The organism is Ramlibacter sp. Leaf400 (genome assembly GCF_001424545.1).
Lineage (GTDB): Bacteria > Pseudomonadota > Gammaproteobacteria > Burkholderiales > Burkholderiaceae_C > Ramlibacter.
Genome location: NZ_LMQL01000010.1, coordinates 123,620 through 138,148 on the forward strand (window position 1 = coordinate 123,620; position 14,529 = coordinate 138,148).

A 14,529-nucleotide genomic window follows, 5' to 3' on the forward strand; every position below is an offset into this window, starting at 1 on the left:
CCGGCAGCCTCTGCTCTCATTTGCACATGAAATCCCTCAAGATCGCCCTCGCTTCCCTGGCCCTTGCCGCCAGCTCCTTCGCCTCCGCCCAGCAGAGCCTGCTGAACGTCTCCTACGACGTGGCGCGCGAGTTCTACAAGGACATCAACGCGGCCTTCGTGCCGTATTACAAGAAGACCGCCGGCAAGGACGTGAAGGTCGAGCAGTCGCACGCCGGCTCCAGCGCGCAGGCGCGCGCCGTGGCCGACGGCCTGGACGCCGACGTGGTGACCATGAACACCACCACCGACATCGAGTTCCTGGCCGAGCGCGGCGTGGTGGCCAAGGACTGGGCCAAGCGCTTCCCGGCCAACGCGGCCCCGACCACGTCGACCATGCTGTTCCTGGTGCGCGAGGGCAATCCCAAGGGCGTCAAGGACTGGGAAGACCTCATCCGGCCCGACGTGAAGGTCGTGGTGGTGAACCCCAAGACCGGCGGCAACGGCCGCTACGCCTACCTGGCGGCCTGGGGCTACGTCAAGAAGAAGGGCAGCACCGACGCCCAGGCGCAGGAGTTCCTGTCCAAGCTGTACAAGAACGTGCCCGTGCTGGCCCGCGGCGGCCGTGACGCCACCACCGCCTTCCTGCAGCGCAACACCGGCGACGTGCTGATCACCTTCGAGTCGGAGGTCGAGTCGGTCAACCGCGAGTTCGGCAAGGGCAAGGTGGACGTGGTCTACCCGTCCATCAGCATCGTGGCCGAGAACCCGGTCGCCGTCGTCGAGCGCACCGTGGCCAAGAAGGGAACGGGCGACCTGGCCAAGGCCTACCTGGACTTCCTGTACACCGAGGAGGCGCAGGAGATCGCCGCCAGGCACTCGATCCGCCCGAGCAGCCAGAAGGTGCTGGCCAGGCACTCGCAGACCTTCAAGCCGGTGAAGCTGTTCACCGTGCAGGAGCTGTTCGGCTCACTGTCCGAAGCGCAGAAGGTGCACTTCAACGACGGCGGCCAGTTCGACAAGATCTACACCGTCAAGTGATGGCCGGGTCCGCCGCCACCCTGGGCGCGCCGCTCCCCGCCACCACGTCGCCCGCCCGCCGCGGCGGCGGGCGCAAGGTGCTTCCGGGCTTCAACCTGACGCTGGGGTACACGGTGCTGTACCTGAGCCTCATCGTCCTCATCCCGCTGTCGGCGCTGGTGTTCAAGACCTTCACCCTGAGCTGGGAGCAGTTCTGGGCCGCGGTGAGTTCGCCGCGCGTGGTCGCCTCGTACCGGCTCACGTTCGGTGCGTCCTTCCTGGCCGCGCTGGTCAACGTGTTCTTCGGCCTGCTGGTCGCGTGGGTGCTGGTGCGCTACAGCTTTCCCGGCAAGAAGATCGTCGACGCGCTGGTGGACCTGCCGTTCGCGCTGCCCACCGCCGTGGCCGGCATCTCGCTGACGGCGCTGCTGGCCGGCAACGGCTGGATCGGCCAGTACCTGGAGCCTCTGGGCATCCAGCTGGCCTTCAACCCCAATGGCGTGGTGATCGCACTGATCTTCATCGGCCTGCCGTTCGTGGTGCGCACGGTGCAGCCGGTGCTGGAGGACACGGAGCGCGAGCTGGAAGAGGCCGCGATGTGCCTGGGCGCGACCCGCCTGCAGACCTTCAGGCGCGTGATCCTGCCGGCCATCCTGCCGGCGCTGCTGACCGGCTTTGCGATGGCCTTCGCCCGCGCGGTCGGGGAATACGGCTCGGTCATCTTCATCGCAGGCAACATGCCCATGGTCTCGGAGATCACGCCGCTGGTGATCATCGGCAAGCTGGAACAGTACGACTATGCCGGGGCCACGGCGGTGGCCACGGTGATGCTGGGCCTCTCGTTCGTGCTGCTGCTGGTCATCAACGGGTTGCAGGCCTGGCAGCGGCGCTCGGGGGCGGCATGAGCAACCTGGCGCAAAGGCGCGTGATCACCACCGAATCGGCGTGGGTGCGGCGCACGCTGATCGGGGTGGCCCTCGTGTTCCTGTTCCTCTTCCTGGTGCTGCCGCTGGCCGCGGTGTTCACCGAGGCGCTGCGCAAGGGCTTCGGCGCCTACCTCGAGGGGCTGAAGGAGCCGGACGCCTGGTCGGCGATCCGCCTCACGCTCATCACGGCGGCGATCGCCGTGCCGCTCAACCTGGTGTTCGGCGTCGCGGCGGCCTGGTGCATCGCCAAGTACGAGTTCCGCGGCAAGGCCTTCCTGACCACGCTGGTGGACCTGCCGTTCTCGGTGTCGCCGGTGGTGGCCGGCCTGATCTACGTGCTGGTGTTCGGCGCGCAGGGCTGGTTCGGTCCCTGGCTGGCCGCCAACGGCATCAAGATCGTTTTCGCCGTGCCCGGCATCGTGCTGGCGACCATCTTCGTCACCTTCCCCTTCATCGCGCGGGAGCTGATCCCGCTGATGCAGGCGCAGGGCAACGAGGAGGAGCAGGCCGCCATCGTGCTGGGGGCCACCGGCTGGCAGACCTTCTGGCACGTGACCCTGCCCAACATCAAGTGGGGCCTGATCTACGGCGTGATCCTGTGCAACGCGCGGGCCATGGGCGAGTTCGGGGCGGTTTCGGTGGTGTCGGGCCACATCCGCGGCCAGACCAACACCATGCCGCTGCACGTGGAGATCCTCTACAACGAATACCAGTCGGTGGCCGCTTTCTCGGTGGCCTCGCTGCTGGCGCTGCTGGCCCTGGTGACGCTGGCGATCAAGAGCGTCGCCGAGTGGCAGCACGAGCGCCAGATGAAGGCGGCGGCGGAACTGCCGCCGGAGCGGCCCGCCGCGGCCTGAAGGACATGTCATGAGCATCGAAATCCGCAACGTCAGCAAGCAGTTCGGCGACTTCCACGCGCTGCGCAACGTGTCGCTGGACATCGCATCCGGCGAGCTGCTCGCGCTGCTGGGGCCCTCGGGCTGCGGCAAGACCACGCTGCTGCGCATCATCGCGGGGCTGGAGACCGCCGACAGCGGCAGCATCCTGTTCGCGGGCGAGGACACGACCGACGTGCACGTGCGCGAGCGCCAGGTCGGCTTCGTGTTCCAGCACTACGCGCTGTTCCGCCACATGACCGTGTTCGAGAACGTCGCCTTCGGCCTGCGCGTCAAGCCGCGCGGCCAGCGGCCGAGCGAGGCGCAGATCAAGCAGAAGGTCCACGAGCTGCTGGGCCTGGTGCAGCTGGACTGGCTGGCCGAGCGCTTCCCCGCCCAGCTGTCGGGCGGGCAGCGCCAGCGCATCGCCCTGGCCCGCGCGCTGGCGGTGGAGCCCAAGGTGCTGCTGCTGGACGAGCCGTTCGGCGCGCTCGACGCCAAGGTGCGCAAGGAGCTGCGCCGCTGGCTGCGCCGCCTGCACGACGAGCTGCACGTCACCAGCATCTTCGTGACGCACGACCAGGAAGAGGCGCTGGAGGTGGCCGACCGGGTGGTGCTGATGAACGCCGGCCGCATCGAGCAGGTGGGCTCGCCGCAGGAGGTCTGGGACCACCCGGCCAGCCCCTTCGTCTACGGCTTCCTGGGCGACGTCAACATGTTCCATGGCCGCGCCCACCAGGGCGAGGTGCACCTGGAAGGCCTTCAGCTGCAGGCGCCCGAGCATGCCGACGCGGAGAACGCCAAGGCTTTCGCCTACGTGCGCCCGCACGACCTGGACGTGCAGCGCTATTCGCCTGGCGCCCAGGGCATCGTGGTGCAGCTTTCGCGCGCCATCGTGGTCGGGCCGATCGCCCGGCTGGAACTAATCCCGGCCGACGACACCCAACCGGCCAACCCCAGCGGTCAGGACCCGATCATCGAGGCCCAGATTCCTGCGCAACAATTCAGGGAGTTGGGGTTCCGGGAGGGCGAGACGCTGGTGGTGACGCCACGCCGGGCCCGCGTGTTCGTGGAAGGGGCGGCCTGAGCAAGGTCCGGCCCCGCATCGGGAGAAGGACTTGTTCGATTGGTTGTTCGCGGCGCCGCGCCGCACGCTGGGCCTGGTGTTCGCCGCCTGTGCCGGCATGCTGGCCTTCGCGCTGTACCTGCAGCACGGCGTGGGGCTGGAGCCTTGCCCCATGTGCATCGTGCAGCGCTATGCGCTGATCCTGGTGGGCCTGGTCGCCGGCATCGCGGCGCTGCTGCCGCGGCGTGGCGCGTGGATCACCGGCAGCGTGCTGGGCCTGGCGGCTTCCGGCTTCGGCGCCTTCGTCGCGGCGCGCCAGAGCTGGCTGCAGTGGAATCCGCCGGAGATCGTGTCCTGCGGGCGCGATTTCTACGGGATGATCGAGACCTTCCCGCTCAAGCGCGCGGTCCCGATGATCTTCCGCGGCAGCGGCGACTGCACCAAGATCGACTGGACTTTCCTGGGGCTGTCGATCGCCAACTGGTCGTTCATCGCCTTCGTGGCGTTCGCGATCGTCTTCGTCGGGATCATCGCGCGGCAGCTGCGCTCGCCGCGGTTCGCGGCGGCCTGAAGAGGTCAGTGGGCCAGGTCGAGCCGGCGTTCGACGCGGTCGAGCCGGCCGTCGAACCTGTCCAGCCGGCTGTGGATGCCGGCAATGTCATCGTGGATGAACGCGACCTGCTTTTCCAGGGAGCTCAGGCGGACCTTGATCGACTCCAGCTCCGACCGGAGTTCAGCCTTGAAGTCGCGCAGCTCGTTGCGCAGCGCCTTCAGGTGCTCGAGGATGAGGAGCGAGACGTTGTCGGTCATGGCGCCAGTCTAATCGGAAACGAGGCCTTTTGGTTGCATGCGCTTCCCCAGGTTTGCGGGGATGTCCGCTACGTCAGCTTCTTGACGAACACCATCGACCGCCGGTCCCAGTTGTACTTGCGCTTGCGCGCTTCCGGCAGCCATTCGGGCTCGACCTGCACGAAGCCGCGCTTCAAGAACCAGTGCATGGTGCGCGTGGTGAGCACGAAGATGCTCTCCAGCCCCATCGCCTTGGCACGCTGCTCGACGCGCTTGAGGATCTTCTCGCCGTCGCCTTGCCCCTGGCTCTGGGGCGACACGGTCAGCGCGGCCATCTCGCCGGTCTTGCCTTCGGGGTAGGGGTAGAGCGCGGCACAGGCGAAGATCACGCCGTCGTGCTCGACGATGCTGTAGTTGGCGATGTCGCGCTCGATCTCCGTGCGCTCGCGCCGCACCAGCGTGCCATCGCGCTCGAACGGCTCGATCAGCTGCAGGATGCCCCCCACGTCGTCGGCGGTGGCCTCGCGCAGCTCCTCCAGCTTCTCGTCGATGACCATGGTGCCGATGCCGTCGTGCACGTAGATCTCCAGCAGGATGGAGCCGTCGACCGCGAACGGGATGATGTGGCTGCGCTCCACGCCGCCCTTGCAGGCCTTGACGCAGTGCTGCAGGTAGAAGGCGACGTCGGTGGGCTGCTGCGCGGGCGGCAGCGAGGCCAGGATCCTTTCGGCGGCGGCCAGGGGCAGCTCGGTGTCGATCGGGTTGTCCTCGGCGTCCGGCTCGGCCGGCTTCATGCGGATGCCCGGCACCTCGGCCAGGAACACCAGCTTGTCGGCCTGCAGGGCGATGGCCACGCTGGTGGCGACTTCTTCCATGGTGAGGTTGAAGGCCTCGCCCGTGGGCGAGAAGCCGAAAGGCGACAGCAGCACCATGGCGCCGTGGTCCAGCGTGCGCTTGATGCCGGCCACGTCGACCTTGCGCACCACGCCGGAGTGCTGGAAATCCACGCCGTCCACGATGCCCACCGGCCGCGCGGTGATGAAGTTGCCCGAGATCACGCGGATGGTGGAGCCGGCCATGGGCGTGTTGGGCAGGCCCATGCTGAAGGCGGCCTCGATCTCGTAGCGCAGCTGGCCGGCGGCCTCCTGGGCGCAGTCGAGCGCCACCTCGTCGGTGATGCGGATGCCGTGCGAGTAGCGCGCCTCGTGCCCCTTGGCCCGCAGCTGCTCGTTGACCTGCGGCCGGAAGCCGTGCACCAGCACCAGCTTGACGCCCATGCTCTGGATCAGCGCCAGGTCCTGCGCGATCGACTGCAGCTTGCCGGCGGCGATGGCCTCGCCGGCCACGCCCACCACGAAGGTCTTGCCCCGGTGCATGTGGATGTACGGCGCCACCGAACGGAACCAGGGCACGAAGGTGAAGTTGAAGACCGTGGACATCGACTGTGAGAACTGACAGCGGGAGGAGGGGCGGCGCGAGCCGGACAGTGTAAGGTACGGTCCGGCCGCCGCCGGCGGATCGAGGAGCGCCAAGCGCATGGACAGCGTGTCGATCGGATTCTGGGGAGCCTTCTTCGGCGCGACCGGCCTGTCGCTGGTCGCGGCTGTGCTGGCCTTCCGCCGTTCGGCCCGCCGCGTGGCCATCACCGGCTCGCTCTCCGCCCTGCTGTCCGCGCTGTACGTGCTGGTTTTCCTGGGCTGGATCCCGGGCGCCTCGGGCGAGGCGCTGCTGCGCCTGCAGGCCCACGCCGCCGCCCTGGCGGCGGCGGTGCTGGGGCTGATGCTGTTCTGGCTGCTGGGCGTGCTGCGGGGAGGGCGAGCCCGCTCCATCGTCGTCGCCACGGCCGCGGCCACGGCGGCGGTGGTCGCCCTGGGCTGGTGGCTGCCGCCGCACGAGGCGCTGGCGCTGGGCGTGGCGCTGCAGGCGCTGCTGGCGGTCCTGGGCCTGGTGGCCGCGCTTCGCAGCGCCCGTCGCGGCGCCTCGGCCGGCTGGCTGGCGGTGGCTGGCGTCTCCTTCATGTCCCTGACCATCGCCGGCGTCACCTGTCACGCCTTCGCGCCGGAATCCACGCCGTGGCCGGTGCACGCGGCCAGCGCGCTCGCCGCCATCGCCTACACCGCCTGCATGGCCAGCGCGATGTGGGCGCGCTACGCCTACCTGATCGACGTGCGCCAGGCCATGGTGCACGGGCCGAGCTACGACCCCGTGACGCGGCTGGCTTCCCACCACGAGACCCACCTGATCGTGGGCGAGGCCTTCGCGCGCGGCTACCGCGAAGGCTGGCCGCTGGGCGTGCTGGTGGTCTCCATCGCCAACCTGGACGCGCTGGAGCACCTGCACGGCCGCGCCGCCTACAACCATGGCCTCTTCATCTGCGCCAGCCGGCTGCGCCGGGTGCTGCCGGCCGGGGTGGAACTGGGGCGGCTGGACAACGACGCCTTCCTGCTGCTGGCGGCCCGTCCGCACGCCGCCGATCCGCTGATCGAGCTGGCGCACCAGGTGGTGCAGCGGCTGACGCGGGCGGTGGCCCTGGGCACCAGCAAGGAATTGGCCGAGCTGGAGGCCAGCCGCACGACCTGGGTGGCCGACATCGGCGTCGGCGTGCTGGTGGCGCCACCGCAGATGCGGGCGCCGACCGCGGTGGCGGCCGCCAAGGCCATGTCGCGCACGGCGTGGAGCTACGCCAGCCGCGTGGCCTGCTACGACGAGCAGGCCAAGCAGATCGCCGAGCTGGTGCCCGAACCCGCCCGATAATCGGGGGCTTTGCGCCGCCGCGGCGCCGAAGCCGTCCCCTCCTTGCCCGTCGCTCCCCGCATCACCTTTCCCGAATCGCTGCCCGTCTCCGGCAAGCGGGACGAGATCGCGCGCGCCATCGCCGAGCACCAGGTCGTCATCGTCTGCGGCGAAACCGGCTCGGGCAAGACGACCCAGCTGCCCAAGATCGCCCTGGGCATGGGCCGCGGCAAGCTCAACGCCCGGCCGGGCGAGAAGGGCCGGCTGATCGGCCACACGCAGCCGCGCCGGATCGCCGCCTCCAGCGTGGCCAAGCGCATCGCCGAGGAGCTGGAGACGCCGCTGGGCGAAGTGGTCGGCTACAAGGTGCGCTTCCAGGACCGGCTCTCGCGCGACGCCTCGGTCAAGCTGATGACCGACGGCATCCTGCTGGCCGAGACCCAGACCGACCCGCTGCTGCAGGCCTACGACACGCTCATCATCGACGAGGCCCACGAGCGCAGCCTCAACATCGACTTCCTGCTGGGCTACCTGCGGCAGATCCTGCCGCGCCGGCCCGACCTGAAGATCGTGGTCACCTCGGCCACCATCGACGCCGAGCGCTTCGCCGAGCACTTCGCCTCGGCCCGGGGCAAGGCGCCGGTGATCTACGTTTCGGGCCGCATGTACCCGGTGGAGCAGCGCTACCGGCCGTTCGAGGAGACGCGCGACTACGGGCTCGACGAGGCCATCGCGGACGCGGTGGACGAGCTGTGGAAGGGCAACGCCGCCGGCGACATCCTGGTCTTCCTGCCGGGTGAGCGGGAGATCCGCGAAGCCGCGGCCCACCTGCGCGGGCATCTCGCGCACAGCCCGCTGACGCGTTCGGCCGAGGTCCTGCCGCTGTTCTCGCGCCTGTCCCAGGCCGAGCAGGACCGCATCTTCGAGACGCACGCGGGCCGGCGCATCGTGCTGGCGACCAACGTGGCGGAGACCTCGCTCACCGTGCCCGGCATCCGCTACGTGGTCGACGCCGGCACCGCCCGCGTCAAGCGCTACAGCTTCCGCAGCAAGGTGGAGCAGCTGCTGGTCGAGCCCGTCAGCCAGGCCGCCGCCAACCAGCGCGCCGGCCGCTGCGGCCGCGTGGCCAACGGCATCTGCATCCGGCTGTACGACGAGCCCGACTTCCTCTCGCGCCCGCGCTTCACCGATCCCGAGATCCTGCGCTCCTCGCTGGCCGGCGTGATCCTGCGCATGAAGGCGCTGCACTTGGGCAGCGTGGAGGAATTCCCCTTCATCGAGGCCCCGCAGCGCCGCGCCATCACCGACGGCTACCAGCTGCTCAACGAGCTGGGCGCGGTGGACGACGCCAACGAGCTCACCGGCATCGGCCGCGAACTGGCTCGCCTGCCGCTCGACCCGCGCGTGGCCCGCATGATCCTGGAGGGCCGCGAGCGCGGCGCGCTGGGCGAGGTGCTGGTGATCGCCTCCGCGCTGTCGGTGCAGGACGTGCGCGACCGCCCGCTGGAGCTGCAGGCCCAGGCCGACCAGCAGCACGCCAAGTTCGACGACGAGAAGAGCGAGTTCTCCGGCTACCTGCGCCTGTGGGAATGGATCCACGCGGCAAGGGGTGGCGGGGAAGGTCCGGCCGGGGGCGCACCGGCGCACAAGCTCTCCAATCGCCAGTACGAATCCCTCCTTCGCCAGAACTTCATCAACGTGCGCCGGGTGCGCGAGTGGAAGGACATCCATTCGCAGCTGCACACCGTGGTGGCCGAGCACAAGTGGCGCATGAACGCGCAGCCGGCCGGCTACGAGGCGCTGCACAAGTCGATGCTGGCGGGCCTGCTGGGCAACATCGGCTGGAAGATGGAAGACGAGGACGTGTACCTCGGGGCGCGCGGTATCAAGTTCCATCGCCACCCGGGCGCGCACCTGAAGAAGCGGCCGGGCCGCTGGATCGTGTGCGCCGAGCTGGTGGAGACCACGCGCCTGTTCGGCCGCGGCATCGCCAACATCGAGCCGCAGTGGGTGGAGGAGGTCGCCGGCCACCTGCTGCGCAAGCAATTGCTCGATCCGCACTGGGAGAAGAAGGGCGCCGAGGTGATGGCGCTGGAGCGCGCCACGCTGTACGGGCTGGTGATCTACAGCGGCCGCCGCGTGCCCTTCGCCAAGGTCGACCAGCAGGGCGCTCGCGAGATTTTCATCCGTGAAGGCCTGGTCGCGGGGCAGTGGGAAACCAAGCTGCCTTTCCTGGCCGCCAACCTCAAGCTGGTGCGACAGGTGGAGGAGCTGGAGCACAAGTCGCGCCGGCAGGACGTGCTGGTGGACGAGGAGCTGATCTACGCCTTCTACGACCAGCAGGTCCCGGCCGACGTTTACAACGGCCACACCTTCGAGGGCTGGTACCGGCAGGAGAGCCGGCAGAACCCGCAGCTGCTCAAGCTCTCGCGAGACGAGCTGATGCGGCACGAGGCCGCCGGCATCACGACCGACGCCTTCCCCAAGACCCTGCGCCTGGGCGGCGTGGACTGCGCGGCGACCTACCTGCACGAGCCGGGCGACGCCCGCGACGGCCTGACCGTGACCGTGCCGCTGTTCGTGCTGAACCAGGTGAGCGAGGAGCGCGCCGAGTGGCTGGTGCCGGGCATGCTGCGCGACAAGGTCCAGGCGCTGCTCAAGAGCCTGCCGCAAAAGCCCCGCGCGCGGTTCGTGCCGCTGCCGGAATCGGCGGCGCGGCTGGCGGGGGAACTGACGACGACGCAGCGCTGGGCGGTGGGGTCGCTGGTGGAGGTGCTGCTGAAGATGGTGCGCGACCAGACCTCGCTGGACGTCAGGCGCACCGACTTCAAGCTGGACATGGTGCCGGCCCACCTGTTCATGAACTTCCGGGTGGTGGACGAGCACGGGCGGCAGCTGGGGACGGGGCGCAATCTCGGGGCGCTGAAGGCGGAGCTCGGCGCGAAGGCGCGCGGCGCCTTCCAGGCGCTCGCGGGGCTGAAGGTGCCGTCTTCGGAACCCTCCCCCCCCGGGGGAGGGCAGGGTGGGGGCGCTCCGCAGCCCGGTGAAACCGAGCGGCCCTCGAAGCGCCCCCCTCCCAACCTCCCCCCGGCGGGGGGAGGCGCAGGAACCCGCCACACGACCTGGTCCTTCGGCGAACTCCCCGAGCTGATGGAAGTGCGCAAGGGCTCGACCTCGCTGGTCGGCTTCCCGGCCCTGATCGACCAGGGCGATGCCGTGGCCATCGAAGTCTTCGACGAACCCGAGGTCGCCGCCGCCCGGCACCGCGTCGGCCTGCGCCGCCTGTTCGCGCTGCAGCTCAAGGACGCGCTCAAGTACCTGGAGAAGAACATCCCGGACCTGCAGAAGATGGCGGTGGCCTTCATGCCGCTGGGCACGCAGGAGGAGCTTCGCCAGCAGATCATCGACGTCGCCCTGGACCGCGCGTTCCTGCTCGATCCGCTGCCGTCCGACGAAGCCTCCTTCAAGCGCCGCGTCGACGAAGGCCGCGGCCGGCTCACGCTGATCGCCAACGAGGTGGCGCGCCTGGCGGCCACCATCCTGGCCGAGTACGCGACGGCGGCGCGCAAGGTCAAGGACACCAAGGGCCATCCGGACGCCACGGCCGATGCCGCGCAGCAGCTGCAGCGCCTGGTGCCCCGGTTGTTCCTCGCGCAGACGCCCTGGGCGGCCCTGCAGCACCTGCCGCGCTACCTCAAGGCGGTCACGCTGCGCCTGGACAAGCTGCGCGCCGACCCCGCCCGCGATGCCGCCCGCCTGGCCGACGTGAAGCCGCAGGAGCAGCGCTACTGGCGCCTGGTGGCCGAACGCAAGGGCCAGGTCGACGACCGCATGCAGGAGCTGCGCTGGCTGCTGGAGGAACTGCGGGTGAGCCTGTTCGCGCAGGAGCTGCGCACGCCGCAGCCGGTGAGCGTCAAGCGCCTCGAAAAGGTCTGGACCCAGTTGAACAGCTGATGCAAGCGCCACCCCTTCCCGACGCCGCGCCGGCCCGCAGCCACGCGCTGCTGATGGCCAACCTGGTGGCCCAGCTCGCCTTCGGCCTGCTGGCCATGACGATCTGCCTGCCGTCCATGCAGGACTGGCCCACCGTGTTCGGCGCCACGCAGGCCGCGGTGCAGCTCACCTTCAGCGGCTTCGTCGCGGCCTATGGCGGCATGCAGCTGGTGTACGGCCCGCTGTCCGACCGGTTCGGCCGCAAGCCGGTGCTGCTGTGCGGGCTGGTGATCGCCTGCGCGGGCTCGCTGCTGGCGGCGCTGGCGCCCGACCTGGCCACGCTCACCCTTGGTCGGGTGCTGCAGGGCGCCGGCAGCGCGGCGGGCATGGTGACCGCGCGCGCCATGGTGCAGGACCTGTTCGAGGGCGCCGAGCGCACGCGGGTCATGGCCTTCATCGGCATGAGCATGGGCGTGTGCCCGCCGCTGGCCACGCTGCTGGGCGGGCACCTGCACGTGCGGGTGGGCTGGCAGTCCAGCTTCATGGTGATGACGGTGTTCGCGCTGGTGCTCATGGTCGCGGCCTGGTGGGGATTGCCGGCGCGACGGCCGCAGGCGGCGCCGGCTTCGGGGGGCCTGCGCTCGCTGACCGCGAGCTACGCGAGGCTGGCGCGCGAGCCGGCCTTCCTGCTGCACGTGCTGCTGCTGTCGTCGGCGACGGCGACCTTCTACAGCTTCCTGGCCGGGACGCCGCTGGTGCTGCGTGCCTATGGCGTGGGGCCGGACCGGATCGGCTGGTACATCGGCGTGATCCCGATCGCCTACATCTTCGGCAACCTGGCCACCACGCGGATGGCGCACCACCGCAGCGACCGCTTCATCATGGGCTGGGGCCAGGCGCTCATCCTCGTGGGCCTGGCGCTGGTGCTCCTGCTCGGCTGGGCCGGCTGGCGCAGCCCGCTGGCCCTGGCCCTGCCGTTGATGCTGCTGGGCGTGGGCCACGGCCTGCTGGTGCCACCCACGCTCACCGGCACGGTGGGCCTGATCCCGGCGTTGGCCGGCTCGGCGGCCGCCGTCGCGGGCCTGTCGCAGCAGTTGCTGGGCGCGCTGGGCGGCTTCGTCGTCGGCATGGTGCCGCACGAGACGCAGGTGAACCTGGGCGCCCTGATGCTGATGTGGACCTTGCTGGGGGTGGCGGCGCAGCTGCTGCTGCACCGCGGGGGACGCGGGCGCGCCCCCTGAGCGGCTTCAGGTGCGCACGCGGCCGTCGCCGGTGAGCATCGACAGCTCGACGAACTTCGAGGCGACGTGGTCGTTGCCCGAGAAGGTGACGTTGAAGCCGCCGTAGGCCTGCTGGCCCAGGCCTTCGAGGCTGGCCACCACGCTGTCGCGGGTGATGCGGGCGGGGCCGCGTCGCAGGGCGTCGGCCAGCACCTTGGCGGCCAGGTAGCCCTCCATGCTGGAGAAGTTGGGCACGTTCTCGCCGCCGGCCTTCTTGGACGCTTCCACGTACTCGCGCGCGATGGCGCGTGCCGGGTTGTAGGGCGAGGGCATCACCTGCGAGACCACCACGCCCAGGCCGTCCTTGCCCAGCTCGTCGGCCAGGGCCTGCGTGCCCACGAAGGAGACGTTGTAGAAGGTGCCGCCGTAGCCGGCCGCCTTGGCCGCCTTGATGAACGCGGCGCAGGCCTTGTAGGCGCCGATCTGCACGATGGCGTCGGGGCGCAGCGCCACCAGCGTCTTGACGGCCGCGGCCACCTCGACCGAGTTGCGCTCCACCGTCGCGGTGCCGGCCGGCTTGCTGTTGTGCGCCGCCAGCGCCAGCGTCACGCCGTCGAGGCCGGCCTTGCCGTAGGCGTCGTTCTGGTGGAACACCGCGATCTTGTGGCGCCCCAGCTGGACCAGCTGGTTGACGATCAGCGCGGTCTCGTCGTTGTACGAGGCGCGCAGGTGGAAGGCGTAGCGGTTGAACGGTTCGCGCAGGCCCATGGCGCCGGTGAAGGGTGCGTAGAACGGGGTCTTGGCCGCCGTGGCCAGCGGCAGCGCCGCCAGGCTGGTGGGCGTGCCGACGTAGGCGAAGAGGGCGACGGGGTCGTCGGCCAGCAGCTTGCGGGTGTTCTCGGCGCAGCGGTCGGGCTCGTAGCCGTCGTCCAGCTTCACCAGCTCGACCGGCTTGCGGTGGATGCCGCCCTGGGCGTTGAGCTGGTCGAAGAACAGCTTCGCGCCGTTGTGGAACTGGATGCCCAGCTGCGCCGCCGGGCCGGAGAACGGGGCCGACTGGGCGAGCAGGATGCGTTCGCCCTGGGCACGCACGGCCGGCAGGGCGAGCAGGGCGGCAGAGCCGACGAGGGAGCGGGAGAACTTTCTACGGTTGAGCATTCCGCGATTCTCGTGCGGAATCCCCCAGGCCCAGCGGCAGTATTTCGCCTAATGCCGGAGCCGCGCAGGCTCAGGACGCCGCCTGCGGCTGCGCCGACTTGCCCAGCGGATCGTCGGCCGGCTGCAGCACGCGCAGCAGGTCGGACGTGGTGAGCAGGATCAGGCCGGCGCCGGCCTGTTGCAGCTCGCGCTCGGTGCCGAAGCCGCACAGCACGCCGACCGTCTGCGCGCCGGCCGCCACGCCGGTGCGGATGTCGATCGTGGTGTCGCCGACCATCAGGCACTCCTCGGGCCGCACGCCCATGGCCTGGGCGGCGAAGAACAGCGGCTCGGGGTGCGGCTTCATGCGGCGGGTGGTCTGCGCGCCGACCACGGCGGCGAAATGCTTGCGCACGCCGTAGTGCTCCAGGAAGCGCTCGACGCGCGGTGCGCCGCCGGTGGAGATGGTGGACATCGGGTAGTGGCTGGCGAGCGTCTCGATCATCTCCTGGACGCCGGCCACCATCTCGTGCGGCACTTCGTCGATGGCTTCCGGGTTGCGCGTGTGGGCCGGGTCCGCTTCGCGGCGCTTGATCGCCCGCAGGCGGTCGCGCAGGCGCGTGAGCGGCACGTCCAGGCCGAGCTGGTCCAGCCGGGCGTAGGTTCCGTGCACCGGCGTCTCCAGCGCCATCACGGTCTGCCGCGCCAGCCGCTCCGCCCGCCGGCCGCTGACGCCGGGCACGGCGTCGATCAGGCCAGCCAGCTGGGACACGAGGTGGTCGTCGGTGTCGGAGATGGTTCCGTCGACGTCGAAACAGAGGGCGCGGACGCGGGCGAGGGCGAGGGCCATGG

At 70.1% G+C, this 14,529-nt stretch carries 12 protein-coding genes; 8 read left to right on the top strand and 4 right to left on the bottom strand.

The features are described from left to right. Positions 1–26 precede the first annotated feature (26 nt). Genes ASG30_RS11610 through ASG30_RS11630 form a run of 5 tightly spaced genes read left to right on the top strand, consistent with a single transcriptional unit; the run spans position 27 to position 4,436 of the window. The gene (locus ASG30_RS11610) at positions 27–1,019 is read left to right on the top strand and encodes a sulfate ABC transporter substrate-binding protein (RefSeq protein ID WP_055896261.1); all 993 of its coding nucleotides are present in this window, start codon (positions 27–29) and stop codon (positions 1,017–1,019) included. After that, positions 1,019–1,903, top strand: coding sequence for a sulfate ABC transporter permease subunit CysT (gene cysT, locus ASG30_RS11615; RefSeq protein ID WP_055896264.1), 885 nt, complete (start codon positions 1,019–1,021; stop codon positions 1,901–1,903). Before ASG30_RS11610 ends, cysT begins: the two co-directional genes overlap by 1 nt. After that, the gene (cysW, locus tag ASG30_RS11620; protein WP_055896268.1) at positions 1,900–2,781 is read left to right on the top strand and encodes a sulfate ABC transporter permease subunit CysW; all 882 of its coding nucleotides are present in this window, start codon (positions 1,900–1,902) and stop codon (positions 2,779–2,781) included. Before cysT ends, cysW begins: the two co-directional genes overlap by 4 nt. A gap of 10 nt (positions 2,782–2,791) precedes the next feature. Continuing rightward, complete coding sequence (locus ASG30_RS11625; RefSeq protein WP_055896271.1) at positions 2,792–3,886, top strand: sulfate/molybdate ABC transporter ATP-binding protein; 1,095 nt, start codon at positions 2,792–2,794, stop codon at positions 3,884–3,886. Positions 3,887–3,917: 31 nt separating this feature from the next. Next, entirely contained in the window at positions 3,918–4,436 is a 519-nt protein-coding gene (locus ASG30_RS11630) for a disulfide bond formation protein B (RefSeq protein WP_055896274.1), read from the top strand. 5 nt (positions 4,437–4,441) lie between these two features. Here the strand turns inward: ASG30_RS11630 and ASG30_RS11635 are convergent, their stop codons facing one another. Both ASG30_RS11635 and argA read right to left on the bottom strand, forming a co-directional pair. Beyond that, on the bottom strand, positions 4,442–4,675 hold the full coding sequence (locus ASG30_RS11635; RefSeq protein ID WP_055896277.1) for a hypothetical protein: 234 nt from the start codon (positions 4,673–4,675) through the stop codon (positions 4,442–4,444). 68 nt (positions 4,676–4,743) lie between these two features. Next, entirely contained in the window at positions 4,744–6,093 is a 1,350-nt protein-coding gene (argA, locus tag ASG30_RS11640; RefSeq protein WP_055896280.1) for an amino-acid N-acetyltransferase, read from the bottom strand. Positions 6,094–6,190: 97 nt separating this feature from the next. Here argA and ASG30_RS11645 point away from each other — a divergent pair, with 97 nt between their 5' ends. The 3 genes from ASG30_RS11645 to ASG30_RS11655 are packed head-to-tail and all read left to right on the top strand — an operon-like array spanning position 6,191 to position 12,561. Beyond that, the gene (locus ASG30_RS11645) at positions 6,191–7,408 is read left to right on the top strand and encodes a GGDEF domain-containing protein (RefSeq protein ID WP_055896284.1); all 1,218 of its coding nucleotides are present in this window, start codon (positions 6,191–6,193) and stop codon (positions 7,406–7,408) included. Between the two features lie 60 nt (positions 7,409–7,468). Further along, the gene (gene hrpA / locus ASG30_RS11650; protein WP_442965688.1) at positions 7,469–11,341 is read left to right on the top strand and encodes an ATP-dependent RNA helicase HrpA; all 3,873 of its coding nucleotides are present in this window, start codon (positions 7,469–7,471) and stop codon (positions 11,339–11,341) included. Beyond that, positions 11,341–12,561 carry a Bcr/CflA family efflux MFS transporter gene (locus tag ASG30_RS11655; RefSeq protein WP_055896290.1) on the top strand — a complete coding sequence of 407 codons (1,221 nt, stop codon included), beginning with the start codon at positions 11,341–11,343 and terminating at the stop codon, positions 12,559–12,561. The genes hrpA and ASG30_RS11655 overlap by 1 nt, the downstream gene beginning before the upstream one ends. Positions 12,562–12,567: 6 nt before the next feature. Here the strand turns inward: ASG30_RS11655 and ASG30_RS11660 are convergent, their stop codons facing one another. Together ASG30_RS11660 and ASG30_RS11665 are read right to left on the bottom strand one after the other, a co-directional pair. Beyond that, complete coding sequence (locus tag ASG30_RS11660; protein ID WP_055896292.1) at positions 12,568–13,698, bottom strand: ABC transporter substrate-binding protein; 1,131 nt, start codon at positions 13,696–13,698, stop codon at positions 12,568–12,570. A gap of 70 nt (positions 13,699–13,768) precedes the next feature. Continuing rightward, positions 13,769–14,527, bottom strand: a complete 759-nt coding sequence (locus tag ASG30_RS11665; protein ID WP_055896295.1) for an HAD family hydrolase — start codon at positions 14,525–14,527, stop codon at positions 13,769–13,771. Positions 14,528–14,529: the final 2 nt, after the last annotated feature.

Excerpts from the sequence above, each read along its gene's own strand:
- ASG30_RS11635 (WP_055896277.1), bottom strand. The coding sequence starts at position 4,675 with ATGACCGACAACGTCTCGCTCCTCATCCTCGAGCACCTGAAGGCGCTG.
- cysT (WP_055896264.1), top strand. The coding sequence starts at position 1,019 with ATGGCCGGGTCCGCCGCCACCCTGGGCGCGCCGCTCCCCGCCACCACG.
- ASG30_RS11610 (WP_055896261.1), top strand. The coding sequence starts at position 27 with ATGAAATCCCTCAAGATCGCCCTCGCTTCCCTGGCCCTTGCCGCCAGC.
- ASG30_RS11655 (WP_055896290.1), top strand. The coding sequence starts at position 11,341 with ATGCAAGCGCCACCCCTTCCCGACGCCGCGCCGGCCCGCAGCCACGCG.
- ASG30_RS11660 (WP_055896292.1), bottom strand. The coding sequence starts at position 13,698 with ATGCTCAACCGTAGAAAGTTCTCCCGCTCCCTCGTCGGCTCTGCCGCC.
- cysW (WP_055896268.1), top strand. The coding sequence starts at position 1,900 with ATGAGCAACCTGGCGCAAAGGCGCGTGATCACCACCGAATCGGCGTGG.
- ASG30_RS11645 (WP_055896284.1), top strand. The coding sequence starts at position 6,191 with ATGGACAGCGTGTCGATCGGATTCTGGGGAGCCTTCTTCGGCGCGACC.
- argA (WP_055896280.1), bottom strand. The coding sequence starts at position 6,093 with ATGTCCACGGTCTTCAACTTCACCTTCGTGCCCTGGTTCCGTTCGGTG.
- ASG30_RS11665 (WP_055896295.1), bottom strand. The coding sequence starts at position 14,527 with ATGGCCCTCGCCCTCGCCCGCGTCCGCGCCCTCTGTTTCGACGTCGAC.
- ASG30_RS11625 (WP_055896271.1), top strand. The coding sequence starts at position 2,792 with ATGAGCATCGAAATCCGCAACGTCAGCAAGCAGTTCGGCGACTTCCAC.